The organism is Natronolimnohabitans sp. A-GB9, from assembly GCF_030848565.1.
Classification (GTDB): Archaea; Halobacteriota; Halobacteria; order Halobacteriales; family Natrialbaceae; genus Natronolimnohabitans.
Genome location: NZ_JAVDDV010000009.1, coordinates 21,952 through 46,443, shown reverse-complemented (window position 1 = coordinate 46,443; position 24,492 = coordinate 21,952). Strand labels below are relative to the sequence as shown.

At 63.5% G+C, this 24,492-nt stretch carries 23 protein-coding genes; 19 read left to right on the top strand and 4 right to left on the bottom strand.

From position 1 onward, the window contains the following. The first annotated feature begins 133 nt into the window (after positions 1-133). The 6 genes from acs (RBH26_RS13070) to RBH26_RS13045 all read left to right on the top strand — a co-directional run bounded on the left by acs (RBH26_RS13070) (position 134) and on the right by RBH26_RS13045 (position 9,486). Entirely contained in the window at positions 134-2,110 is a 1,977-nt protein-coding gene (gene acs / locus RBH26_RS13070) for an acetate--CoA ligase (protein WP_306758780.1), read from the top strand. Between the two features lie 137 nt (positions 2,111-2,247). Then, positions 2,248-4,479 (top strand): bacterio-opsin activator domain-containing protein, encoded by a 2,232-nt coding sequence (locus tag RBH26_RS13065; protein ID WP_306758779.1) that lies wholly within the window; start codon positions 2,248-2,250, stop codon positions 4,477-4,479. Positions 4,480-4,879: 400 nt separating this feature from the next. Next, on the top strand, positions 4,880-6,859 hold the full coding sequence (gene acs, locus RBH26_RS13060) for an acetate--CoA ligase (protein ID WP_306758778.1): 1,980 nt from the start codon (positions 4,880-4,882) through the stop codon (positions 6,857-6,859). A gap of 58 nt (positions 6,860-6,917) precedes the next feature. Next, positions 6,918-7,331, top strand: coding sequence for a DUF4212 domain-containing protein (locus tag RBH26_RS13055; protein WP_306758776.1), 414 nt, complete (start codon positions 6,918-6,920; stop codon positions 7,329-7,331). Then, positions 7,328-9,025 (top strand): cation acetate symporter, encoded by a 1,698-nt coding sequence (locus tag RBH26_RS13050; RefSeq protein ID WP_306758775.1) that lies wholly within the window; start codon positions 7,328-7,330, stop codon positions 9,023-9,025. Before RBH26_RS13055 ends, RBH26_RS13050 begins: the two co-directional genes overlap by 4 nt. 2 nt (positions 9,026-9,027) lie before the next feature. Continuing rightward, positions 9,028-9,486, top strand: coding sequence for a universal stress protein (locus RBH26_RS13045; RefSeq protein ID WP_306758773.1), 459 nt, complete (start codon positions 9,028-9,030; stop codon positions 9,484-9,486). An 86-nt stretch (positions 9,487-9,572) separates the two neighbouring features. Here RBH26_RS13045 and RBH26_RS13040 read toward each other — a convergent pair whose 3' ends face one another. After that, the gene (locus RBH26_RS13040; RefSeq protein ID WP_306758771.1) at positions 9,573-9,788 is read right to left on the bottom strand and encodes a hypothetical protein; all 216 of its coding nucleotides are present in this window, start codon (positions 9,786-9,788) and stop codon (positions 9,573-9,575) included. A 169-nt stretch (positions 9,789-9,957) separates the two neighbouring features. On the opposite strand from RBH26_RS13040, the gene RBH26_RS13035 reads away from it, so the two are divergent. The 3 genes from RBH26_RS13035 to RBH26_RS13025 all read left to right on the top strand — a co-directional run bounded on the left by RBH26_RS13035 (position 9,958) and on the right by RBH26_RS13025 (position 13,235). Further along, entirely contained in the window at positions 9,958-11,175 is a 1,218-nt protein-coding gene (locus tag RBH26_RS13035) for a hypothetical protein (protein WP_306758770.1), read from the top strand. A gap of 154 nt (positions 11,176-11,329) precedes the next feature. Continuing rightward, entirely contained in the window at positions 11,330-11,878 is a 549-nt protein-coding gene (locus RBH26_RS13030) for a tRNA (cytidine(56)-2'-O)-methyltransferase (protein WP_306758769.1), read from the top strand. Positions 11,879-12,197: 319 nt separating this feature from the next. Then, the gene (locus tag RBH26_RS13025) at positions 12,198-13,235 is read left to right on the top strand and encodes a polysaccharide biosynthesis protein (protein ID WP_306758768.1); all 1,038 of its coding nucleotides are present in this window, start codon (positions 12,198-12,200) and stop codon (positions 13,233-13,235) included. Positions 13,236-13,304: 69 nt separating this feature from the next. On the opposite strand, the gene RBH26_RS13020 is transcribed toward RBH26_RS13025, so the two are convergent. Continuing rightward, positions 13,305-14,276, bottom strand: coding sequence for a hypothetical protein (locus RBH26_RS13020; protein WP_306758767.1), 972 nt, complete (start codon positions 14,274-14,276; stop codon positions 13,305-13,307). Between the two features lie 520 nt (positions 14,277-14,796). On the opposite strand from RBH26_RS13020, the gene RBH26_RS13015 reads away from it, so the two are divergent. The 5 genes from RBH26_RS13015 (at position 14,797) to RBH26_RS12995 (ending at position 20,043) form a co-directional block, all read left to right on the top strand. Beyond that, the gene (locus RBH26_RS13015; protein WP_306758766.1) at positions 14,797-16,287 is read left to right on the top strand and encodes a flippase; all 1,491 of its coding nucleotides are present in this window, start codon (positions 14,797-14,799) and stop codon (positions 16,285-16,287) included. A 131-nt stretch (positions 16,288-16,418) separates the two neighbouring features. After that, positions 16,419-17,183, top strand: a complete 765-nt coding sequence (locus tag RBH26_RS13010; protein WP_306758765.1) for a class I SAM-dependent methyltransferase — start codon at positions 16,419-16,421, stop codon at positions 17,181-17,183. A gap of 82 nt (positions 17,184-17,265) precedes the next feature. Continuing rightward, positions 17,266-18,210: a carbohydrate kinase family protein gene (locus RBH26_RS13005; protein WP_306758764.1), complete on the top strand. Its 945-nt coding sequence runs from the start codon at positions 17,266-17,268 to the stop codon at positions 18,208-18,210. A 33-nt stretch (positions 18,211-18,243) separates the two neighbouring features. Next, a complete protein-coding gene (locus RBH26_RS13000; RefSeq protein WP_306758763.1) occupies positions 18,244-18,546 on the top strand; it encodes a hypothetical protein in 303 nt (100 codons plus the stop codon). A 333-nt stretch (positions 18,547-18,879) separates the two neighbouring features. Next, positions 18,880-20,043, top strand: a complete 1,164-nt coding sequence (locus RBH26_RS12995) for a glycosyltransferase family 4 protein (protein WP_306758762.1) — start codon at positions 18,880-18,882, stop codon at positions 20,041-20,043. Positions 20,044-20,074: 31 nt separating this feature from the next. Here RBH26_RS12995 and RBH26_RS12990 read toward each other — a convergent pair whose 3' ends face one another. Next, positions 20,075-20,728, bottom strand: a complete 654-nt coding sequence (locus RBH26_RS12990) for a hypothetical protein (protein WP_306758761.1) — start codon at positions 20,726-20,728, stop codon at positions 20,075-20,077. An 84-nt stretch (positions 20,729-20,812) separates the two neighbouring features. Between RBH26_RS12990 and RBH26_RS12985 the strand changes: the two genes are divergently transcribed. The 4 genes from RBH26_RS12985 to RBH26_RS12970 all read left to right on the top strand — a co-directional run bounded on the left by RBH26_RS12985 (position 20,813) and on the right by RBH26_RS12970 (position 23,116). Next, positions 20,813-21,028, top strand: coding sequence for a hypothetical protein (locus RBH26_RS12985; RefSeq protein ID WP_306758760.1), 216 nt, complete (start codon positions 20,813-20,815; stop codon positions 21,026-21,028). Between the two features lie 111 nt (positions 21,029-21,139). Then, positions 21,140-21,658 (top strand): transcription factor E, encoded by a 519-nt coding sequence (gene tfe / locus RBH26_RS12980; protein ID WP_306758759.1) that lies wholly within the window; start codon positions 21,140-21,142, stop codon positions 21,656-21,658. Next, positions 21,658-22,341: a DUF2110 family protein gene (locus RBH26_RS12975; protein WP_306758758.1), complete on the top strand. Its 684-nt coding sequence runs from the start codon at positions 21,658-21,660 to the stop codon at positions 22,339-22,341. The genes tfe and RBH26_RS12975 overlap by 1 nt, the downstream gene beginning before the upstream one ends. A gap of 1 nt (position 22,342) precedes the next feature. Beyond that, entirely contained in the window at positions 22,343-23,116 is a 774-nt protein-coding gene (locus RBH26_RS12970) for a DUF5803 family protein (protein WP_306758757.1), read from the top strand. A 27-nt stretch (positions 23,117-23,143) separates the two neighbouring features. Here RBH26_RS12970 and RBH26_RS12965 read toward each other — a convergent pair whose 3' ends face one another. After that, positions 23,144-23,596, bottom strand: coding sequence for a chemotaxis protein CheW (locus RBH26_RS12965; protein ID WP_306758756.1), 453 nt, complete (start codon positions 23,594-23,596; stop codon positions 23,144-23,146). 131 nt (positions 23,597-23,727) lie between these two features. Between RBH26_RS12965 and RBH26_RS12960 the strand changes: the two genes are divergently transcribed. Then, the gene (locus tag RBH26_RS12960) at positions 23,728-24,426 is read left to right on the top strand and encodes a chemotaxis protein CheW (protein ID WP_306758755.1); all 699 of its coding nucleotides are present in this window, start codon (positions 23,728-23,730) and stop codon (positions 24,424-24,426) included. The last annotated feature ends 66 nt before the right edge of the window (positions 24,427-24,492 follow it).

Sequence of the window (24,492 nt, the reverse complement as noted above, 5' to 3'; positions counted from 1 at the left end):
AGACGCGATCGGGTGTGTACTGACTGTTGTCTGGTAGTATAATCGTGGGTGCCACCAGTACGAGCGGTTCGCGGGAACGTACAAGTCGGGAGGCAACGCTTATTCACCTGACTACCTTCGGTCCGACCAAGACATGGTCGAACGGAACGGGCGGGGGCGAGATCACCCCGTCCTCACCGGCGCTCCCCGGAGCCCGCCGTCGGCGTTCGTCGAGCAGGCGAACGTCACGGATCCGGAGATCTACGAATCGTTCGCGGAGAACTGGCCCGAGTGCTGGGACCGGGCGGCCGAACTGCTCTCGTGGGACCGGTCATACGAGACCGTCCTCGAGGACGACGATGCACCCTTCTACCGTTGGTTTACCGGCGGGAAACTCAACGCCGCCGAAAACTGCGTCGATCGCCACCTCGAGGCGGGACGCAAGAACCACGCCGCGATCCGCTGGGAGGGCAAACGCGGCGAGCGCGAGGTCTACACCTATCGCGATCTGTACGTGGCGACCAACGAGGTCGCAACAGCCCTGCGGGAACTCGGCGTCGAGGAAGACGACGTCGTCACGATCTATCTCCCGATGATTCCGGAGCTGCCGATCACGATGCTGGCCTGTGCCCGTATCGGCGCCCCACACAACGTCGTCTTCGCTGGTCTCTCGGCGGACGCGCTGGCGACCCGGATGGACGCCGCCGACAGCGAGTATCTGCTCACCTGTGACGGCTACTATCGGCGGGGCAACGCCTTCAACCAGAAGAGCAAGGCAGACAACGCTCGCCTCAAACTCGAGCACGACGTCCGAACGGTCGTCGTCGACCGACTGGGCGAGGACCTGCCACACGTCCTCGGCGACGACGAATACGACTATCACGAGCTTCGCGAGACGTTTACGGGCGAGACCGTCGAGCCGGTGTCGCGGGACGCCGAGGACATGTTGTTTTTGATGTATACCTCGGGAACGACCGGGGAGCCGAAAGGCGTCGTTCACACGACCGGCGGCTATCTCTCACACGTCGCCTGGACCGCTCACGCCGTGTTGGACGTCAAACCCGACGACACCTACTGGTGTGCGGCCGACATCGGCTGGATCACCGGCCACTCCTACATCGTCTACGGGCCGCTGGCACTGGGAACGACGACGGTGATGTACGAGGGGACACCCGACTACCCAGACCGGGATCGGCTCTGGGAGATCGTCGATCGGAACGCGGTCGACGTCTTCTACACCGCGCCGACGGCGATCCGCGCGTTCATGAAGTGGGGCGAGGAGTACCCCAACCGACACGATCTCTCCTCGCTGCGGCTGCTCGGCTCGGTCGGCGAACCGATCAGTCCGCGTCCCTGGAACTGGTATCGCGAGCACATCGGCGGCGGGGACGTCCCCGTCGTCGACACCTGGTGGCAGACCGAGACGGGTGCCGTAACGGTGTCGACGCTTCCGGCGGTCGACGAAATGAAACCGGGAGCCGCCGGACCGGGACTGCCCGGCATCGACGTCCGCGTCGTCGACGACGCCGGCGAGGAAGTCGAGCCTGGCGAGTCGGGCTATCTCACTATCGCTCGGCCGTGGCCTGGCATGGCTCGGACGCTATACGACGGCGACGAACAGTTCCGTTCCGAGTACTGGGACCGCTTTTCGGATCCCGACGCCGACGACTGGCGCTACTTCAGCGGCGACGCCGCCCGGATCGACGAGGACGGCTACCTTACCGTCCTCGGTCGCGTCGACGACGTGATCAACGTCTCCGGACGGCGGCTGAGCACGATGGAGATCGAGAGCGCGATCACCGACGTCCCCGGCGTCGCCGAGACCGCCGTCGTCGGTCGCTCGAGCGAGCCCGGCGGCACCGAAATCTACGCCTACGTAAGCACCGAAGGCGGTTACGACGACGAGAACGCGGTTCGCGAGGCGATCGTCGACAGCATCGAGACAGCGATCGGCCCGTTCGCTCGACCGACGCGGATCCTCTTTACGCCCGAACTGCCGAAGACGCGCTCGGGCAAGATCATGCGTCGCCTGCTCGAGAACATCTCGAACGGCGAGGATCTGGGCGACACGAGCGCTCTGCGGAACCCGGAGATCGTCGGCGAGATCCAGGCCGAGATCCTCGAGGACTGATCATCCCTCGCTATTTCGGGTATTCAAATAGAACGAAATCCGAGTTCGACCGACAACAGCCATTCTTCCCGCTAATCTTCTCGAAGTACTCCGAGAGGGCGACACAATTATATTCGGTCCGCTTGAAAGAGCGAAGCATGAGTCTCGAGGAGACCGACCCGTCGGAACTCACGCGCGACGAGTACGAGTTGCTCCTCGACGCCGCCGAAACGTATCGGGAAGCGCTGGTCGTTCGGCTCTGTGGCGACGTCGGTCTCCGGCCGACGGAGTTGGCCGCGATCACCGTCGACGACATCGACCAGGTTCGGATCGATCCGCCGCGGTATCTGATTCGGGTGCCGGACACCGACGGTGGGTCGGGACGGACGGCGTACCTGCCGACCCGCGTCGAACGGGAACTGCGCCGGTACGCCCGGAGTAACGGACTGACGACCGACGATCGGATCTTTCCCGTCACGCCACGGCGGCTCCAGATGCTGGTCTCGGACGTCGCCGACCGGGCCAGCGACCTGTTCGATCAGCCGGGACTGGCAGACGTCTCAACGGGCGATCTCCGGAGCTACTTCGCTCGGACGGCACTCGTCGAGCACGCGGTCAACCCCCGGGTCGTCAAGGCGGCCGGCGGCTGGGGGAGCTTCGAGGCCCTCGAGCCCTACCTTCCCGAGCCGACGGACGCGGAGATCGTCGACGCCTTCGAGGACGTCGAGCGGCCGTCCGGACCCGGCCACGCCCGCTCGAGTGGCGGCCCCGTCGTGAGCGACGACAGCGTTATTCGGCTGTTGCTCGCGGCGAGCGAGCGCTACGCGTTGCTCCGTCTCGACGCCGACGGCTACGTCGAGCGCTGGAATCGCAGCGCCGCGTCGATGTTTGGCTACCGGGCTGGCGCGATCGTCGGGACACACGTCTCGACGTTCTACACCGACGAGGCCGTCGAAGAGGGCGTTCCCGAACGGGCGCTCTCGACTGCCCTGGAGGAGTCGGGTCACGAACACGACGGCTGGCGCGTCCACAAAGACGGCACCGAGTTTCGCGTGACCGAAGTCATCTCGCCGCTGCGGGACGATCAGGGCCGTCACCGCGGGTTCGCCGTCTTCGTCCGTGACGTCTCGGTAGCCCACGAGGAACTCGAGGCCGTCCGCTCGCGTCGCGACGAACTCGAGGAACAGTACGCAGTGTCACAGGCCCACCGTGCGGTCACCCGATCGCTGTTCGAGTCGACCGACCACGAGGAGATCGAGACGAAGAGCTGTGCTGCCCTGACGGGCAGCCGCGCCTACGAGTGTGCTTGGATCGACCGTGCGACCCACTCGAGTCGACACACAAACTGGCGCGCCGCAAGCGGGATCGAACCCAGCGACGTCGACCGACTGGTGCCCGACGACTGGCAGACCGAAGCGGCGATCGAGCCGCCGGCCGCCGACGAGTCGAAGGTGGTGTCCGAACGCGGCGTCGACGTGCCGATCGATCGAGACGACGGCAGCGACGAAACCGGCGCCGGCCGCGGCGCCATCGCGCGCGTATCACTGTGGTACGGCGATACAGTCTACGGAACGCTCACTGTCGTAACCGACAGAGCCGACGCCTTCGACCACGAGGAACGGCGCTGGCTCGAGACGATCGGTCAGCAGATCGGCTACGCGATCGCTGCCGTCCGCCGGCGCAATCTCCTGTTGTCGGACCGTGTCGTCGAACTCGAACTGGCCTGTCGCGACGACGACTCCTTCTTCGTCGACGCCTCGAATCGCCTCGACTGTCGGTTCGAACTCGACTCGATCGTCCCCGTTTCGGAGTCGACCCAGCTCTACTACCTGCGACTCGAGGGTGCGTCCCCGGCTGACGTCTTCGATCTCGCCGCCGACGATCCCGGCATCGACGACCACCGACTGGTCGAGACCGACGAGGAGGGATGGCGTATCGAGTTCGTCGTCCGCGGCTCCTCGCCGGCGCTGACACTCACCGAGTACGGCGTCACCGTCCTCGAGGCGGTCACCGACGGCGGTGTGACGACGCTGACCGCCGAATGTGCGGCCGACGCCGACCTGCGGACGATCGTCTCCGGACTCCGGTCGGCGTTTCCCGACTCCGAACTGGTCGGCAAACGGGAGGCCGAACGGACCGTCCAGACTGCCCGTGAGTTCCGGGAGGGACTCGAGGACCGCCTGACAGACCGCCAGGTGGCGTCGTTGCGGGCTGCATACTTCGGCGGCTACTACGATTGGCCCCGCGAGAGCACGGCCGAGGAGATCGCCGATGCGATGGGGATCTCTTCGCCGACGCTCCACAACCACCTCCGAAAGGGCCAGCACGAACTCCTGCGGACGTTCTTCGACGATCCGAACGGTGAGGAACCGTCGCCCGAGATCGAGTAATACTGTTGGACAGCACGATTCGACGATCGGTCGCGCGACTGCGGCCGACCCAAGGATGATGGCCGCGAGTTCGCGACCGACGGCTCACTGACTGCTGTCCGACAGTATAACCGGTGTCGTATCCGGTCCTGTCGACGTCGCCTCGATCGATTCGATACTAAGCTTCTAGATACTGTTCGGCTCACTGCCGGATCGAACGCGCGATCGGTCGTGATCGATCGCGATCGAGCCGCGTCGGGCCGTCGAACGATCGGTCGACCGGACCGTTCGGCGGGATATAACCCTCACTATTCTCCTAGTATTGTCAATATCTCCCCTCGAATCCTCCTTGCCCATGGCTCGATTTTGCACAACTAGAGCGCGTTTTTAGTATGCCAGTTGTTCTTGAGTGTGGTGTATCATGTCACAGGAGGATGCGAATCTCGAGGCTCGCCTCGAGGAACAAGAGACGTTCGAGCCCCCCGAGTCGTTCGTCGAACAGGCGAACGTCACGGACCCGGACATCTACGAAGAGTTCGATGAGAACTGGCCCGACTGCTGGGAACGGGCCGCCGACCTGCTCTCGTGGGACCAAGAGTACGATACGGTACTCGACGACGGCGACGCGCCGTTCTACGAGTGGTTCAACGGCGGCGAACTGAACGCGTCGTATAACTGTCTGGACCGGCACATTGAGGACGGTGCAGGCGACAACGTCGCGATCGAGTGGGAGGGTGAACTCGGCGAGACGCGCACGTACACTTACAGCGAGTTGCTCGACGAGGTCGAGTCTTTCGCCGCGACGCTCCGAGATCTGGGCGTCGAGGAAGACGACATCGTCACGCTCTACATGCCGATGGTCCCGGAGCTGCCGATCGCGATGCTGGCCTGTGCTCGCATCGGCGCTCCCCACAGCGTCGTCTTCGCTGGCTTCTCCGCGGACGCGCTCGCAACGCGGATGAACTCGTCCGAGAGCGAGTATCTGGTCACCTGTGACGGCTACTACCGCCGCGGTGACCCCCTCGATCACATCTCGAAGACAAACGAGGGACTCGCGGACGTCGAGCACGAGGTCTCCGACGTCATCGTCGTCGACCGACTGGGCGACGACCTAGAACACGACCTCGCGGACAACCAGCGCGACTACGACGAACTCGTCGCCGAACACGAGGACGCGTCCGTCGAGCCGGTCACGAGAGACGCCGAGGACATGCTGTTTATGATGTACACCTCGGGGACGACCGGCGAGCCGAAGGGCGTGAAACACACGACCGGCGGCTACCTCTCTTATGCCGCCTGGACGAGCCACGCCGTACTGGACCTCGAGCCCGACGACACGTACTGGTGTTCGGCCGACATCGGCTGGATCACCGGCCACTCCTACATCGTCTACGGGCCGCTGGCGCTCGGGACGACCTCGGTAATGTACGAGGGGACCCCCGACTACCCCGACAAGGACCGCATGTGGGAGATCATCGAGAAAAACGAGGTCGACGTCTTCTACACCGCGCCGACGGCCATTCGCGCGTTCATGAAGTGGGGCGAGGAGTACCCGGCACAGCACGACCTCTCCTCGCTGCGCCTGCTCGGGACGGTCGGTGAACCGATCAACCCGCGGGCCTGGAAGTGGTACTACGACCACATCGGCAACCAGGAGTGTCCGATCGTCGACACCTGGTGGCAGACCGAGACCGGTGGGATGATGATCACGACGCTGCCGGCGATCTGTGAGATGAAACCCGGTACCGCCGGCCCGCCGCTTCCGGGGATCAGCGCACAGGTCGTCGACGCGGAAGGTGAGGAAGTCGAGCCCGGCGAAGCCGGCTACGTCACGGTCGACAAACCGTGGCCCGGCATGCTCCGAACGCTGTACAACAACGACGAGCGGTTCATCAACGAATACTGGGAGGAGTACTCCGATGCAGACGCAGACGAGTGGGTCTACTTCCCCGAGGACGGCGCCAAACTCGACGAGGACGACTACATCACCATCCTCGGCCGCGTCGACGACGTGATCAACGTCTCCGGTCACCGACTCGGCACGATGGAGATCGAGTCGGCCGTCGTCGGTGTCGAAGGGATCGCCGAGGCCGCCGTCGTCGGCGGCGACCACGAGGTCAAAGGCGAAGCCGTCTACGTCTACGCCATTCCAGAAGACGGCTACGAAGACCAGGGCGACGAGCTCGAGGGCAAAGCCGAGGAGGCCATCCTCGACTCGATCGGCCCGATCGCCAAGCCCGAAGACGTGATCTTCACGCCCGAACTGCCGAAGACGCGCTCGGGGAAGATCATGCGTCGCCTGCTCGAGAACATCGCCAGTGGCAACGAGCTAGGTGACACCTCGACGCTCCGGAACCCCGAAATCGTCGACGAAATCGCAGAACAGGTCGAGGCGGACTGATTCGACCGCCTTCTTTCAGAAACCACGACACGATAGCCATAATCGCAGACTACATCACATGTCAGACAATAACACTCAAGATTCGGAACATACCGCCGAGACTGACGGCGGTGTGGCGACGGAAGCGTACCTCGATAAGGAAATAAACATATTCAAGCCGGCAACGCCGTTCATGCGCGATCACCTGCGGATGATATGGGCCTCGTTTATCGCGTGGATCATCGTCGTCTTCGGACCGACGACGGCAACGTTGCTTGCCCCCGATCTGATGACCGGAACGGAGGTCCTGGGCGGCTTCCCGCTGCACTTCTTCCTGGCAGCGATCTTCACCCCGCTTGCTGCGTTGTTGCTGTCGGTCGCCTACGCGATGCAGCGGGACCGACTCGACAGCAAGTACGGAATCTCCCACGATCAAGAGGAGGATACGGAAGCCGGAAGCGGGGTCGCTGCCGACGGTGGTGAGAAGCAATGATCGGCGCACTCGCTGCGATGGAACCCGTCGTTCTCCAGGAAACCGCCCTCGACGTCGGTGAGTTCAAACTGGTCCCGGCGCTGACGGTGATCGCGATGCTGGCGCTGTTCCTCGGCGTCGGCTACTTCTTCCGTGTCGCCGCTGTCGACGAGCTGTGGGTCGCCGGCCGGTCGATCGGGCCGATCGAGAACGGGATGGCGATCGGTGCCAACTGGATGAGTGCCGCATCCTACCTCGGTGTGGCAGCACTGATCGCGACGCTCGGTTACTTCGGACTCGCGTACGTCGTCGGCTGGACGACGGGATACTTCATCCTGCTTATCTTCATGGCCGCGCAGTTCCGCCGGTTCGGGAAGTACACCGCACCCGACTTCGTCGGTGACCGGTTCTACTCCGACTGGGCACGCGGTATCGCCGCGTTCACCACGCTCGCGATCGCCTTCGTCTACGCGATCGGCCAGGCCAGTGGCATGGGACTGATGGCCCAGTACATCTTCGGGATGTCCTACGAAGCCGGCGTTATCCTGCTGATGGCCGTCACCATCGGCTACGTCGCTCTCTCGGGGATGCTGGGGACGACCAAGAACATGGCCATCCAGTACATCATCCTCATCATCGCGTTCACGCTCGGTCTCTACGCTACCGGCTGGACGCAGGGATGGTCGACCGCACTACCGTACCTCGAGGCTGGGTCGGAGGTCGCCGACGCTGCGAGTCTCGAGGCCCAGTTCGTCGAGCCGTTCGCGAACGCCAGCTACTACGCCTGGATCGCGCTGGCCTTTAGCCTGATCGTCGGTACCTGTGGCCTCCCACACGTGCTCGTGCGATTCTACACGGTCGACAACGAGCGGACCGCCCGCTGGTCGACCGTCTGGGGCCTGTTCTTCATCTGCATACTGTACTGGGGGACCGCGACCTACGCCGCGTTCGGCGGACTGCTGTACGCCGACGGCCCCGGTGACGGCACCTTCACCGACATGGCTGGCGTGGAAGCGGACGCCCTTGTCGTGCTGACGACCCAGCTCGCCGAACTGCCGACGTGGCTCGTCGGACTGGTCGCAGCAGGTGCAGTCGCAGCAGCGCTTGCGACCACCGCGGGGCTGTTCATCTCGGCCTCCTCGGCGGCCGCCCACGACATCTACACCAACCTCTACAAGGAAGACGCGACCCAGCGCGAACAGATGATCGTCGGCCGCTCGACGATCCTCGGGATCGGTATCCTGGTGACCATCGTCGGCCTGAACCCGCCGGCTCTGATCGGCGAACTCGTCGCGATGTCGTTCGCGATCGCCGGGACCGTCTTCTTCCCGGTGTTCTTCCTCGGTCTCTGGTGGGAGCACACGACGCGAGAAGGTGCCCTCGCCGGGATGCTGTCGGGGATTGTGATCTCGTTCGGGGCGATCCTGAACGATACCGCGATTCCGATGTACACAGGCGTCGAAGACGCCGTGATCCCGTCGCTTGCAGCCTGGCTGCCGGGAACCTCCTCGGCGCTGATCGGTGTCCCAGTCGTCTTCGCCATCATCATCGTCGTCTCGGTGCTTACCGACGACCCACCGGAGGACGTCAAGCGACTGGTCCGCCAGTGTCACAGCCCCGAACCGATGAGTCAGATGGAATCGGCCGAAGACGTCGCGACCGACGGCGGTACCGACGTCGAAGCTGACGACGACACCACCACGGAGGACAACTGATCATGTACGAGAAAATACTCGTCCCGACCGACGGCAGTGAGGTCGCAGAGAACGCCGTCGAGCACGCGCTCGACATCGCCGAACAGTACGATGCCGCCGTCCACGCGCTGTACGTCATCGACACTAGCGCCATGGACGTCGGTCTCGGCACCGAACAGGTCGATCGCATCAGACAGGGACAGTACGACGAGATGCCCGAGGTCCAGGAGCGAGCGAACAAGGCGACCGGGTCCGTCGCCGACCGTGCCAGCGAGGCTGGCCTCGAGGTAACCGAATCGGTCGTCGCCGGTCAGCCACACGACCGGATCGCCGGCTACGCCGAGGACCACGACGCCGATCTCATCGTGATGGGATCGGCTGGCCGTGGCGGTGTCAAACGCGTTCTGCTTGGCAGCGTCGCCGAACGGACGCTCCGAACGACGAACATCCCGGTGCTCGTGGTCGACATCCGCGAGGACTGATCGCGACGCAGGCGGAGCCGTTCCTCCTGTGACACGCGGTTTCGCCGCTTTTCGCTCGAGATCCGTCCGACGAGCGACCGCACTGACTACTTCTCGGAGGTCGCTAACTCGAGGTTCGCGAAAAAGAGGAAGTACGCGGCGATGCCCGCGAGCATGAACATGTAGTAGGCCCAGTCGGGCCCATCGAGAATCTGAAAGAGGAGATCGATCGCCGTCACCCAGACGATCGCGAAGACGAGGTCGATCAGCAGACCCCACCGGTCTTCGCGTGCGGTTTCGATCCACTCTCGCAGCCCCGTCATCGAACGATCACCAGTTTGTCTCCTGACTCGATCATTACGTGATCGTTTCTCAGGGTGACCCCAAGAGCCTATCGACGAGACTCGAGAGTTCCTTTCGACGGACGGTCTCGTCGTCCAGCCACATCCTAGCAGAATAAATTTATAGTGTACTGATAATTCACTCGATAGAATGAGAGAAGGAACCGTACATACTGGATCACCGAAGATGGCAAGCGATCGGCGGCGGTTTCTGCAGGCCACGGCAGGGATCGGCGCTGCGTGTATCGTCGGCGTTCGGTCGGCACAGGGTCAGGAACCGACCGAGATCGAAGACTGGAACGACCTCGATGCCGTCCGTGAGGCTCCCGACGACGACTACGTCATGGTCGCCGACGTCGACGAAACCACGGCAGGTTACGACGACCACGTCGGGACTCCCACAGGGGGCTGGAACCCGATCGGGGATTTGGATCGGGGCCAGGACGAAGCGTTCAGCGGAACGTTCGACGGGGATGGCCACGAGATTACGGGGTTACAAACCGATCGGCCCGACGAACACTTCGTTGGACTGTTCGGAGTGGTCGATGGGGGGACGGTCACCGATGTCACACTCACCGAACTAGATGTCACTGGTAACGAGGGGGTCGGCGGCCTCGTCGGGTTGAACAATGGCCACTCGACAGTGAGCAAGTCACGGGCGAGTGGTGCTGTCTCCGGCGATGGATGGGTTGGCGGCCTCGTCGGACTGAACGGGAAGCAGAGCGATAGTCCGGAGGTACGTGAGTCGTGGGCGCACAGCGACGTCACTGGCGAGTGGTGGGTCGGCGGCCTCGTGGGGCAAAGCATTGGCGTGGTGAGTGCGTCCTGGGCACGCGGCGACGTCACTGGCGACACTCGAGTCGGCGGCCTCGTCGGACTGAACGGCGGTGAGGTGTGGGGGTGCTGGACAGACGGCGACGTCACTGGCGACACTCGAATCGGCGGCCTCGTCGGGATGAACGCTGCCCGTGGAGAGGTGACGGCGTCGTACTGGGACGAAGCGAGGAGTGGACAATCCGAGGGGGTCGGAACTGAGGACGGTTCCGGGACGGACGTCACGGGACTGTCCACTGACGAGATGCAAGGCGAATCGGCGAGAGACTCCATGTCGGCCCTGGACTTCGAGGAGACGTGGAGCGTCCAGACAGGTCCCGATGACTATCCGACGTTGCAGTGGCAAGCGACTGATGACTCCGACGACGATGACAGTGCCGACGCGGACGATTCCGACGAGGGGGACGCTGCCGGCGCGGGCGCTCCAGACGAAGACACTGCCGACGGTCTACCCGGCTACGGTATCGGAAGCGCCCTCGTTGGCATCGGGAGCGTAGCATACGCCCTGGCACGTCGTCGTCCCAACTTCGAGTAGATTCGCCGTACGCCACTCTTGCCCGACGTCACTCCCGACTCGGTGCTGACTAGTGGTTTACAGCAGCGACGATACGGGTTGCTACTTACTCCTCCTCCCGTCCCACCCGATTCGTACCGAAACCCCCTAACCGCGCCCGAGCGTCCCCTCGAGCATGCACGACGACAGCGAGGTCGCCGTCCTCCGGCTCGGCCACCGCCCCGGCCGCGACGAGCGGATGACGACCCACGTCGGCCTGACCGCGCGGGCGCTGGGCGCCGATCGCGTCTGGTTCCCTGACAACGCCGGCCAGTCCCTCGAGACGGTCGAAGATATCACCGACCGCTTCGGTGGCCCCTTCGACGTCGAACTCACCGACTCGCCACAGGCGATTATCCGCAACTGGGAGGGACGGGTCGTTCACCTCACGATGTACGGCGAACGCGTCCAGGACGTCGAAGACGAGATTCGAGACGCTCATCGAACCGCCGAGGAACCGATCCTGATCGTCGTCGGCGCCGAGAAGGTCCCCTTCGACGTCTACGAGGAAGCGGACTGGAACGTCGGCGTTACCAACCAACCCCACTCCGAGGTCGCGGGACTGGCCGTCTTCCTCGATCGACTGTTCGACGGACGGGAACTCGAGCGCGACTGGGAGGACGCGGATCGACGCGTGATTCCGATGGAGACGGGCAAACGCGTCGAACCGGCCGACGAGGAGTGATCCTGCCGGACGACCACTGGCTCCTGTCCGGTAACTCGACCGCCTGTCGGTGTCGTTCCCCACGACCACGGTGAGGACTGCCGTAGGAGACACTGACCGCGGAACGTATCACGTCTCGTGACCGACCATCGAACCTCGAGTTCGGGTTTCGGAACCGGTCCTCGATGTTGAACCTCGCTTTCGAGATCCGATTCGACGGAACTATCAGTTTCACCAGATGTTCCGTCGAATCAGTCATACACGATCATTGTTGGTTAAACGTGTCAGGGAGGAGTCTTAGGCCGGATTAACTAATGCTCGTATTCTCGAGGCGTGGCATGTGATTACTGAACAACAGATACTCCTCACGGGAGCCGGCTCGGTCGGACGGTCACTGATTCCGCGGCTCCTCGCGCAGGAACCGGCAGAACTGCGCGTTCTCGACAACGACGAGTCCGGACTCGCCGAACTGGGAACCCGGTTCGACGACGACGACCGGCTCCAGTTTCTCGTCGGCAACGTTCGAGACAGCAGTTGCGTCGAACGGGCAGTAGAGAACGTCGACGTCGTGATCCATACCGCGGCGATGAAACACGTCGACGTCTGTCAGTCGAACCCGTACGAAGCCGTCAAGACGAACGTCGTCGGCCTGCAAAACGTCGTCGACGCGGCGGCCGACTCGAGCGTCGAGCGAGTCGTGTTCACGAGCAGTGACAAGGCGGTCAATCCCGCGAACGCGATGGGGACGACCAAACTCCTCGGTGAGCAGTTACTCACGGCGGGCCGTCACAGCCAGGCCCGTGACGACCTCCGTCTCGCGTCCGTCCGGTTTGGTAACGTCATCAACTCGTCCCAATCGGTAATTCCGCGGTTCACGGAGCAGATCCGCGAGGGTGGCCCGCTTACACTGACCGACGAGCGAATGATGCGATTTTTCCTCACGTACGACGACGTGTTCGATCTGGTAACCGGTGCGCTGGAACACGCCCACAGCGGGGAGATCTTCGTCTACAAGATGCCTGCGATTCGAATCCCGGATCTTGCGGACGCGATGATCGAAACGGTCGCGCCCCAGTACGGGTACGAGCCGGCCGATATCGACGTCGAACTGATCGGTCGCCGACCCGGAGAAACCTTCCACGAGGAGATCATGACGGCTCGAGAGGAGCGACGAGCGTACGAAACGGAGTCGCTGTACGCGGTTCAGCCGGAGATGGCGGGCGAGGACTCGGCGGCGCCCGATGAGTTCGTCACCGCGACGGACGTCGTCCGCTCGTCGGCGGACGCCGAGAAGCTGAGCACGGACGAGATCGTCTCGTTGCTCTCCGAGGCAGGGGGAGAAGACGAGTCCGCCGCGACACATCCAGTCGAAGCGTAGCGAGCGTTCCCGGCCACTGTCGACAGTTACCCTTCTGCACGGGGTCCCGTCTTTCAGACGGGAAAGCAGTCACACGTATCCCAGCGCACTCAACCGATCCTCGACGACGTCCTCGTCGGTCGTCTCGTCCTCTGTGGCCTCGCGTGGCGGTTCCGCGACGACCTTCCTGCGGTCGACGGCGTCGACCTCGAGCCACGGGACGGTACGGACCTCCTCGCGGTCGAGCCCGCGTGGGTGGCCGTACATCCGCATCGGAATCGGGAACCCGCGCTCGCCGATCAGGTTGCCGTGGTCGGCGGTGACGACGCTCTTTCCGGACAGCGCCTCGAGCAGTTCCTCGACGTGCGGGAAGGCGAGATCGAGGTTCTCCCGATAGGCGGTGAGCACCGTCTCGGCGTCGACGGCCCCCTCGTAGATCAGGCCGAACCAGGGGTTGGGCGCGTCGCGCTCGTCGCTGTCGAGGCTCTCGATTCCCATGTGATCGAACGTTCGGCCGGTCGGGCCGAGAAACGGGAAGTGAGGCTGCATGAAGTGGACGATCAACCGCTTGTCGGGGTAGCGCTCGTGGGCAGCGATCGCCTCCTCGACGACAGCTTCCGGACGTACCGTCCCCGTTTCTTCGTCCCAGCGGCTCTCGAGTACGTTCTCGACGGCGTGGAAGGTCCCATCGGAGAGTTCGTAGACGTGTGGATTCGCCGTGACGTAGACGGTGTCGTGAAGCGTTCGTCCCTCGAAGTTTCGCTCCATGAACTCCCAGCTGTCGCTGCCCTTCGAGCGGACCGCCCGGAGATCGCCCTCGAGTCGGTTCCGCGCCTCGAAGAGGTCGTACCGGCAGGCGTCGAGAATGACGAGGTTGTCCCAGTCGGCGGCGATCACGTCGACGCCCTCGCTTTTTCCCTCGAGGGCGGTTCCGACGCGCCGCGCTCGGGAGTTTATCCGCAGTGTGAGATGGAAGAGCTCTCGACGGAGGAGCCCGGGATTCTCGAGCACCCGGCGGACGTTCTCGAGGGAGTAGCGCTCAGGTAGAATCGACGGTGTCATGTGACTCGTCAAGCGGATATCGGCGTATTGTTATGGCCCCGGAACAGGCAGATAGCGCTACGTTACACGGACAACAGATCGCGTTACGGTCGGCGACGACCGACTGTCATACGGTCTCCTGTCGTCACTGTCCGCCTATCGCCGCCCCCGTGTGGTGAGCGGCGGGAACTCGGTACAGCAGTTCGTATCAGATGGACTGTTGTCCGTCGGTACCGACAGCGCCACGATCTGGCTGGGTGTGTGCCGGAAGATCGAGACGGAGGGCCGTCTCGGTCGTACTGCCGGACGATATGATCCTCGGGCCGATCACAGACGAACGCCATCGCCTCCGGTAGCGGGCCGTGAGACGGGATCGAGCGGCTACTGACTATTAACACCTCGAGGACGATCCGACGGCGAGGGTGGCGTATCGCGACCACCGACGATGGCTCCGGATCGTTACCACCACAGCCGCGTTACGGACGGTCAATGGGCTGTAACGGCCGCACTACTAAACCGATGATACTGGAATCGCCGCCGAATGTCGGACGAATCGTCCTCGGAGTTTCGCTCGTTGCGATCGGTTGCTGACGGGGCGACGCTTCACTATGTCGGTACGCTCGTCGTCAACCTCGCCGGATTCCTCCTGACTCTCGTGTTGACCCGCACGCTCGGGGCGACCATCTACGGAATCTACGCCTACGGAACGATGGTGCTCCAGTCGGTGTTGACCGTCTCGAACTTCGGAACCGACGTCTCCGCGACGCGATATCTCTCCGCGAACCGCGGCGACAGGGCCTACCAGAACCGGATTCTCGGACTCGCCTACGCGACGACGCTCGCCGTCAGCCTCCTCGTCGCGGTCGTTCTCTTCGTAGCTGCACCGACGATCAACGCCTACACTCTCGAGGAGCCGCTGTTCGAGCCGGCCATGCAGGTGTTTGCGCTTGCGTTGCCGTTTCAGGCGCTTACCTACGTCGTCTCGAGTACGTTTCGCGGCCTCGAGATGGCCGTCGGGAAGACGGTCGTCATGGTCGTCGGCCCCGTCGCGCAACTGGTCGCCGTCGTCATCGCAGTGGCGATCGGGTATTCGGTGCTCGGGGTTGCCGCGGCGTACGCGATCGCCTGTCTCGTGGCGTTTTCGGCCGTCTTCTGGTATGTCCTCTCCCGAACCGATCTGCGACCCGAACTGGGGATCTCGCGGCGCGAGGCGCTTGACTTCTATGACTACTCGGCCCCACTGACGCTGTCGGAAGCGGGGAACTTCCTGTTCAAGCGCGTCGACGTGTTCATGGTCGGGATCTTTCTCGCCGCCGCCGACGTCGGTATCTACAACGTCGCCGTGTTGCTCGCGACGATCCTCGCGATGCCGCTTATAGGAATCAACCAGCTGTTTCCGCCGGTGGCCTCCCGGCTCCACGCCGACGACGAGGTCGACGAACTCGAGTCGGTGTACGCGACGGTGACCCGCTGGTCGATCACCGCGTCCGTCGTACTGGCGCTTCCGGTCGTGATCTATCGGACCGAGGTCCTCGCGCTGTTCGGTCCGGAGTTCGTCGCCGGAACGAGCGTCGTGCTCCTGTTCGTCGCCGGACAGCTGTTCAACGCCGCTGCCGGACCGGCCAACGACCTGCTGACGATGACCGGCCACCAGTACGTCGTCATGGTGAACCACCTCGTCTTCGGCGGCCTCAACGTCGTTTTGAACTACTATCTCATCCTCGAGTTCGGGCTGGTCGGGGCGGCGCTGGCGACGGCGGGTGTCCTCGCCGCGATGAACGCTGTCCGCGTCGTCGAAGTCTGGTATCTCGAGGGACTGTTCGCCTACTCCACGGAGCTTTGGAAGCCACTCGTGGCCGGGGCGGTCGCTGCCGCGTTGATGTCGTTCGTCGGCCTGTACGTCGGCGGACTCCCACTCGTGATCGTCGGGAGCAGTATCGGCGTCTCGGCGTTTCTCGCAACGTTGTACTGGTTCGGGCTCGACGAACGCGATCGTGAGCTCGCAGGCGATTACATAAATATGATAGATTGAACGCCGGATCCGATAGCTTCTGGCTCACTCACGCTCTCTAATGCGGTGTTTCGTGTTTCAGACTTCGATCATAGTGTACTTCTCCTGAACAATACTAATACGAGCGGGACTCGTCTGTGGCAGTCGGTACCATGGACGAATCAGCTGTCGGCCGATACTTCGACGCGAGGGCCGACGAGTACACTCACGACGCCGCGGTCGACGAGATGGACGGTTCGCCCATCGTCGACGAGTTCGTCGACTGCCACTGCACGGAAGGCGACCGAATACTCGAAATCGGCTGTGGTGACGGCCTGTTGCTCGAGTATACGCTCGAACACACTGCCGTCACCGACGCCTACGGCGTCGATATTTCGACGGAGATGCTTCCCGGGCCGGACGACGACACACGCGCCCAGTATCTCCACGCCTCGGCGACGGACCTGCCGTTACCGTTTCGCCCCGAAACGTTCGATTTCGTCGTGATGAGCGACGTGCTTCACCATCTCGTCGGGACGCATCGGTCGGAGTCGAAACGGAAGGCACAGGCCGCGTTGGTCGCGGCGACGACTCTCCTCCGGCCGGGTGGCTATCTGATCGTGAAAGACATCTACTACGAGAGCCCCCTCGGACCCGACACGCTGACGTCTCACCTGATCTTCTACGGGCTCAAACACCTCGAAGGGATCGCATCGAAGCTCGACGACCAGGCGCTTCCCGGATTGTTGGTCTCGTTTTACACCCGCGACGAACTGAGCGAGTTGCTCCGTCAGTCGGGGACGCGGATCGTCGACGAGGAGATCGAAACCGGACCGAACCGATCACCGGCGAGACGACTCCTCAGTGGCGACTCGGGGTGTATCCGGCTCTACGCCGAGAAACGAACCCGGGATCGCGACTGGTCTGACAACCGATGACTCTCGCCTCCGTCCCGTCTACACGTACCCGTCACTCGAGTGTGAGACCAAGCGATCAGCGACCGATACCGAGGTAATATCCATGGCAGAGACACCCGACGTCGTGGCAGTTGGCAGTGCGCTGCTGGACGAACAGTACCACGTCTCGAACATCCCGAAACCCGACGGCGGCGCGTTCGCATACGACGAGTCGGTCGCGTTCGGCGGCGTCGCCGCGAACGTCGCGGTGGCGCTCTCGCGGCTCGGCCGATCGACCGGCGTCGTCGTCCGACTCGGTAACGACGACGTCGCCGACGCGGTCGCGGCCGACCTCCGCGAGGAAGGCGTCGCGCTCGATCGAGTCAGACGAAGCGACGACGAGCGATCGACGTACTGTATGGTCTTTCGCGACGCCGACGGCGAGCGGACGATCGTCACCAGCGGCGGCGCCGCGAAAAACCTGCGATTGACCGACCGCGACGAGGCGTACCTCCGATCAGCCGACGTCGTGTTCGCCAACGGGTTCTGTCCCGACCGCGTCACACAGACGGTCGGCGAACTGGCCGCCGAGAGTGCGATCAGCCTGGCGTTCGACCTCGCCAGTCCGCTCGAGGGACTGAAAGACCGTGGCACCGAACGCGAGACAGTCGACGAGTTGCTCCCGCATCTCGACCTGTTCGTCGCCAACGAGGCTTCTATCCGCTCGTATCTCGGCACCGACGGAATGGACGCCGTCGAGAGGCTGCGTGCTCGCGGCGTCCAACGCGGTGCGCTCACTCGCGGTGAGCGCGGTGCGATCCTCTGGAACGACGCATCGACTGTCGAAATACCAGCACTCGACGTCGACGTCGTCGATACGACGGGCGCGGGCGACGCGTTCGTCAGCGGCCTGCTCCATCGATGGCTGCTGGCAGACGAGTCGCTGCGCGCGGCCGGCCGATTCGCGACCGCCGCAGCGGGGTACAACTGCACTGAGCCGAGCGCCCGCGGCGGAATGGTCGGTGCGGACCGGATCGAGGCCGTCCTGCGAACGGACCTCGTTCAGTGACGTCGTGTGGCGACGGGTCGCCCTCGGCAGCGTGTGTTCTCCGTTTCGCTCTCGCTCGAGCCGGACCTGGATCGGATCCTCGACGAGTACGGCGATTTCCGCGCCGACTGTGCCGACGCCGGCCGTACGACCACCGAAATCGGTGGCTACGTGTACCGAGCGCAGTTCTGGTACGCCTGCAACGGCACCGAGACGGAGTATCTCGTGCTAGCCGGCGTTCCGGAAGACTGGATGGGGCCCCTGATACTTCCGGACAAAACGATGCACACACCGATCGCACTCGAGACGCTGTCGCGGAACGCGACAGACGTCGAGACGCGATCGGGTGTTTACTGACTGTTGTCCGGTAGTATGAGAGATGCACCGTACGTGGTCCTGCTGGGGACACAGATGATTGATGAATCCGAGACCACCGATCGACCGGCTCCGACCACCGTTGGTGACGCCGGGTAATTTTCCGTTGACGAACTGGTTGTCGAGAACACCTCGCTGACCGGCGCTGATCGGCGGTGCCGGTTTCGTCTCGCCGAAGTAATTCCCTCGTGATACGTAAGCCGAGCCTGTAATCGCGACCTTCGGAAGGTATGTCAACGCTACATCCACTTTCCACGAGTATTGGACGTCTGTTCGCTGCAAATGGCTTTATCCGGGACGAGTCTGGACGGGGGTATGAAAATCGGTGTCTACCACGACAACATCGGGACACAACACGCGGGTGGTATCGCCGTCTACGCACGACAGTTGGCAGTCGCGTTGTCGTCTTCACACGAGGTCTACGTCTATACCCAAGACGGCGAGATGGCGACGGAGCTGGCAGCGTCCGACGTCGAAGTCGTGACGACACCGAGTTTCGACCTGGACGAGTTCGATGGCCGACTCTCCGCGACGATCAAGTCGTCGCTCCCCTTCGGCATACAGCCGGTGTCCAAACTGGCGATGATCGCCTGGTCGAAGTACACTGACGTGATCGATCACATCGACGACACCGTCGACGTCCTGATAACGTATCAGCTCCCCGACGATCTGTTCCTCTCGAACCTCGTCGACGTGCCGACCGTCTGTGGCTTTCTCAGCGACGAGAGCGGCGGTATCGGAACGACGGTTCATCGGCGATTCACCCGGACCGAGACGAACTTCGCGATCTCGCCGTATCTTGCCGATCACGTCAGCGACTCGCTTGGCTACGAGGTCGCAGATGTCGTGTTGCCCGGTCTCGACGTCGATGCGTTCCATCCGGACGCCGATCCGGCGTTCGTCCGCGACGAGCCGACCATCCTTTTCGTCGGCCGCCTCATCGAGGCGAAAGGGATCTTCGACCTCCTCGAGGCGACGGCGATGCTCGAGGACGACGTCCATCTCCGAATCGTCGGCGAGGGCGAAGCCGAGGACGCCGTCCGTCGCCGCTGTCGGGAGCTCGGAATCGTCGATGACGTCCGCCTGGAAGGCGAGGTCGACCACGAGGACCTCCCCGGCTACTACGCCGCCGCCGACGTCTTCTCCCTTCCGACACACGTCGACAGCTTCGCCATGGTCAACCTCGAGGCGATGGGCTGTGGAACGCCGGTGGTCACGACGGATCTCGAGGGGATCAAGACCTACCTGACGCCGGGGGAAAACGGCGTCGTCGTCCCGCCCGAATCGCCGAACGCGCTCGCGACGGCGCTCGGCGAACTGCTCGCCGACCCCGAGCGCCGACGGGAACTCGGATCGCAGGCGAGACGCCGAGCCCGCGAGTTCTCGTGGGACGAACAGGCCGCTCAACTCGCGGCGCTCTGTGCCGACGTGCTCGCGGACGACGTGGCCGGATCGACTGTCGAACGGATACCCGGATAGTCGATCGGCTCGAGGTTGACGGCCGACAGTTTCAGCGACCGGTAAGCACCGTAAACGGCCGAACGAGTCGTCGTATTGCGTCTCGAGCGGCCGACGATGCGCCCATCTCCGACTCGTCGACGGTGTAGCGGCGGTCGTCGACCCGTTCGATCGGGCCGTCGTCCAGTGTCTCGAGAAGCTGTTTGACCTCGTCGCTCGAGAACGTGGTGCGGTCGGCGATCTGCGCCGGCGTCAGTGCGACGGGTGCGTCCCGCAACGTCTCGACGATTTCCCGCGCGTCCGACATGGTTTGCATGCTCTCGCGGAACGTGAGTTCGTCTAGGGGATCCTCGATCGGCTCCGACCGGTCGATCCCATGGCGACGATCGTAAAGTGAGTCGAGACAGAGCCAGCCCCCAACGATCGCGATTGCGGCGAGTAGCCACGACGACTCGAGGACCGCGACGGTACCGGCGACGGTCGCGACGACCCCGCCGAGGATGATCCCGGAGACGTACTGGGGGGCGTCGACCGACGACCGGCCAGCCTCGAGGACGGCCAGTCCGGCCACCGCGATCAGTATCCCCGCGAGTGTCGTCCACGTCGTCTCGGTGAGCACGTAGAGTGCGATGAGAACGGTACCGAGCGCGATCGGGTTTCTCGACTCGAGTTCCGTCCGAAGCGACTGGACGAACGACCGGCCCATACCGTTCGGTTCGACGTCCCAGTACAAAACGATACTGTCGGGACGAAGGGCTAGCTTTTCGGCGCTCGGTGACGGAATGTCGGTATGGCTTCGGGTGCGTCACTACCGCGGACCGCAATCGAGTGGTACATGCTCGGGGGTGTCCTCGTCTTTCTGACCGTCGTCGTGTTACTGGCGACGGGACATACGATCGTCGAGGCGATCGCGATGGGACTGTTCTACGGGCTCGGTCTCGCGCTGGTGCTCGTGTTCCTCGCCGTCGGCTGGGAGGCGTTCCGTGGCGACAACACGTCGAACTAGGGTCGTCGATCGCTCGAGGGGTCGCGATTCACAAATCCGGACTGTCCGCTATCGAGACGGGCGCGGAGTAGTTGACAAGCTTTAATGGCTCCATGCCACTACACGTAGGTAATGGCTTTTGAGGACCTGCTCGAAGATCCAGTCATCCAGAAGTACTTACACGAGCTGGTCGGTCCCAAGGGGATGCCCGTCGCGGCGGCGCCGCCGGACGGGGAAGTGACCGACGAGGAGCTCGCAGAAGAGCTGGATCTCGAGTTGAACGACGTGCGGCGCGCGCTGTTTATCCTGTACGAGAACGATCTGGCCAGCTATCGACGGCTACGCGACGAGGATTCGGGCTGGCTGACGTATCTCTGGACGTTCGAGTACGACAACATTCCGGAGAACCTAGAAGAGGAGATGTACCGACTCCACGACGCACTCGAGCAGCGCCGAGAGTACGAGCGCAACCACGAGTTCTATCTCTGTGAAATCTGTTCCATTCGGTTCGAGTTCGGCGAAGCGATGGACTTCGGGTTCGAGTGTCCCGAATGCGGCTCGCCGCTGGAATCGATGGACAACGATCGGCTCGTCAACGCAATGGACGACCGCCTCGAGGCACTCGAGGAAGAACTGAACATCGAGGCCTGATGGTCGTACTCGCAACCAAACTCTACGTCGACGGTGATGCTCGCAAGCGGGCACTCGACTCGCTGCGGTCGCTGGTCGGCAACGAGATCGGCGAACTCGCAGTCGAGTATGAGGTCGGTGTCCGCCACGACGACTTCCCCTCGGTAACGATCGAGGGCGACGACGCGACGGTCGCACGCAACGTTCTCCGCGAGGAGTTCGGCGAGATCGTCCCCGACCTCGAGGCCGGCGAGACCTACGTCGGTACGTTCGACTCGTGGGACGAGGAGGGGATCGTCCTCGACGCCGGCCAGCCGGTCCGGATTCCGGCCGACGAACTCGGTCTCGGGCCGGGTTCGCCCGAACAGATCCGTGAGCGATACGGGCTGGTCCAGCATCTGCCGCTGCGGTTCGTCTACGGCGGTGACCGAGCCGACGACGAGCCGTCGCGTCTCGCCGGCGCGGAGCAGGATCGTCTCTACGACTGGACGCGTGGTAACGGACGGCTCAACGTCAACAGCGCGACCCGTGCGGAGGTGCGGGCGACGCTCAACCGCGCCGGCCACGCACAGGATTACGTCACCGTCGAGCGCCTCGGGCTCTTAGAGCAGAGCGTGGTTTGTACCGAAGACACCGATCCACCGGGCCTGCTCGCAAGCGTCGGGGAGTACCTCCCGGCGGAACTGCGCTGTGTCGTTCCCTGATATGAATCGACGACTCGTTCTCGCAGTGATCGCTGTCGGACTGCTCGTCGGTCTGGCCGGCTGTACAGCGTTCTTCGGCGGGATCGACGATGAAGAGCTCGACCGCGAACAGGAGTACGGTGATCTGCGTGACAGCGACGCTGACGTCGCTATCGACGTCGAGGACGGCAGCTTGATCAGCAGCGGCGAGTTCCGCGCCGTCTACGATCTCGACGACCAGGACGAGCTGTCGCTGTACCGTTCGAATATCTACACCGATGAAGCGATGGACATCCACAGCGTCCGCTACTGGTACCCTAACGGGACCGAAGTGACCGGGTCGGAACTCGACATCGAGCAAGGACAGTCGAGTACCGAGGTTCGTGTCCCCGATGGGAACGGCACGATCGCGTTCTCCGGTGACGCCGGTCGAACCACGTTCAGCATACAGGCGTTCGCCGAGGGCTCCTACGAGGTGACGCTTCCCGAAGAGCATCGGACGACGAACATCCTGTTCGGCGACGTCAGTCCGAGCGGCTACGACCGCGAGATCGTCGACGACCAGGAGCATCTCTACTGGGAGGACGTCGACAGCGCTATCTCAATCCGATACTACCTCACCCGGGACGTGCCGTTGTTCGCCGGTCTGGCCGGTGGCGCCGTTCTGATCGGCGCTGTCGGAATCGCCTACTACTACCGGCAGGTCAAACGCCTCCAGGAGAAACGAGAAGAACACGGGCTGGACGTCGATATCGACGACGACTCGAACGACGGTCCGCCACCCGGGATGCGCTAAGCGAGACCGGTCGCTCTTTTCCATCGCTCAACCGTGTATCGCCCCCTCGTCGAGCCAGACGACGCTCTCGCCGTCGATCTCGAGCCGGCCCCTGACGTGGGCCAGTCGGCTACTTCGGGTCGCCTCGAGATCGCTCTCTCGGACCGTCCGCGTGACATCGACCGCGTCGACGAGCCAGCCGTAGTAGGCGCCGTCGGGAGCCGTCAGCCTGAACACGAGCAGCTTCGGATCGTCGACCCGTGCCGTCGTTCGGTCCGCCGAGTTGAACGCACGCGCGAGATCGACGACACGGACGCGGCCGCCGGCGATCGAGACGGTACCCGCGTTCCACGGATCGGCCGCCGACGCGACGGACTCGTCGCTCGAGACTCCGAGAACGGAAGCGACCGAATCGACACGAACGCAGTACCGTCGCTCCTCGAGTGAGAACGTCAGTACGGTCGCTCGCTCGCCTCCATCGCCGCTCGCGGCCGATTCCATATCGATTCGGGATCCAGTCACGATAAAATAAGTTTTGTGAATGTACAACGACGGTGACGCCGGCTCGAGCCCGCAGGCGGTCGCTGCGGAGTCAACGTTTTAGTGTTGGAATGTGATACTCGACCAGGAACATGGCTCCGGATCTCTCCGAGAAACTTCTCGGCATCGACATCGATGACGCCGACGACCGCGAGCGCCGGGCGGCTGACGACGAAGACGAACAGGAAGAACGTGAGCGGTTCGTCTTCTTCCGACTCGGCGACGACCGCTTTGCAGTCCACGTCGAAGACGTCCGGACGCTCGCGGAAGTCCCCGAGGCGGTGACACGCGTGCCCCGGACGCCGGACGCGATCGAGGGGATGATGGACTTACGCGGTGAGGTCATCGCCGTCGTCGATCCCTGTGTCCACTTCCCGAGCATCGACTCGAGCGAGGATCGTCGCCGCGAACGGCTGCTGGTGCTGGATCGACCGACCGACGAGCAGTCCGTTGCGCTCCGTGTCGACGACGTCATCGGCGTCGAGGCGATCCCCGTAAGCGACGTACTCGACGACTCGAGCGTCGAGGAGCGACGTCTCTCCGGGGACGCGCTTACCCACCCACTCGTCGACGCGCTCATCGAACGCGAACAGGAGCACCGCCCCGACGACGACGTGTCGCTCGCCCTCGAGACGGAGACGGACGCGCCGACGTCCGGTACGGACGAACTGGGCGCGTTCGACGAATCGGACGCCGGTGACGAGCCTCGAGAGGTCGTCGTCGAGGGAACGCCGCTGCTGGACGTCGGGAAGCTCCTCCTCGCCTCGGGACCGCAAGAACAGCGTGTGTAACCCTCTATCGTAAACCGTCTCGGTTCGCTTCATCCGCCGGTCCGGAAGCCGTCAGGGAAACTGGAT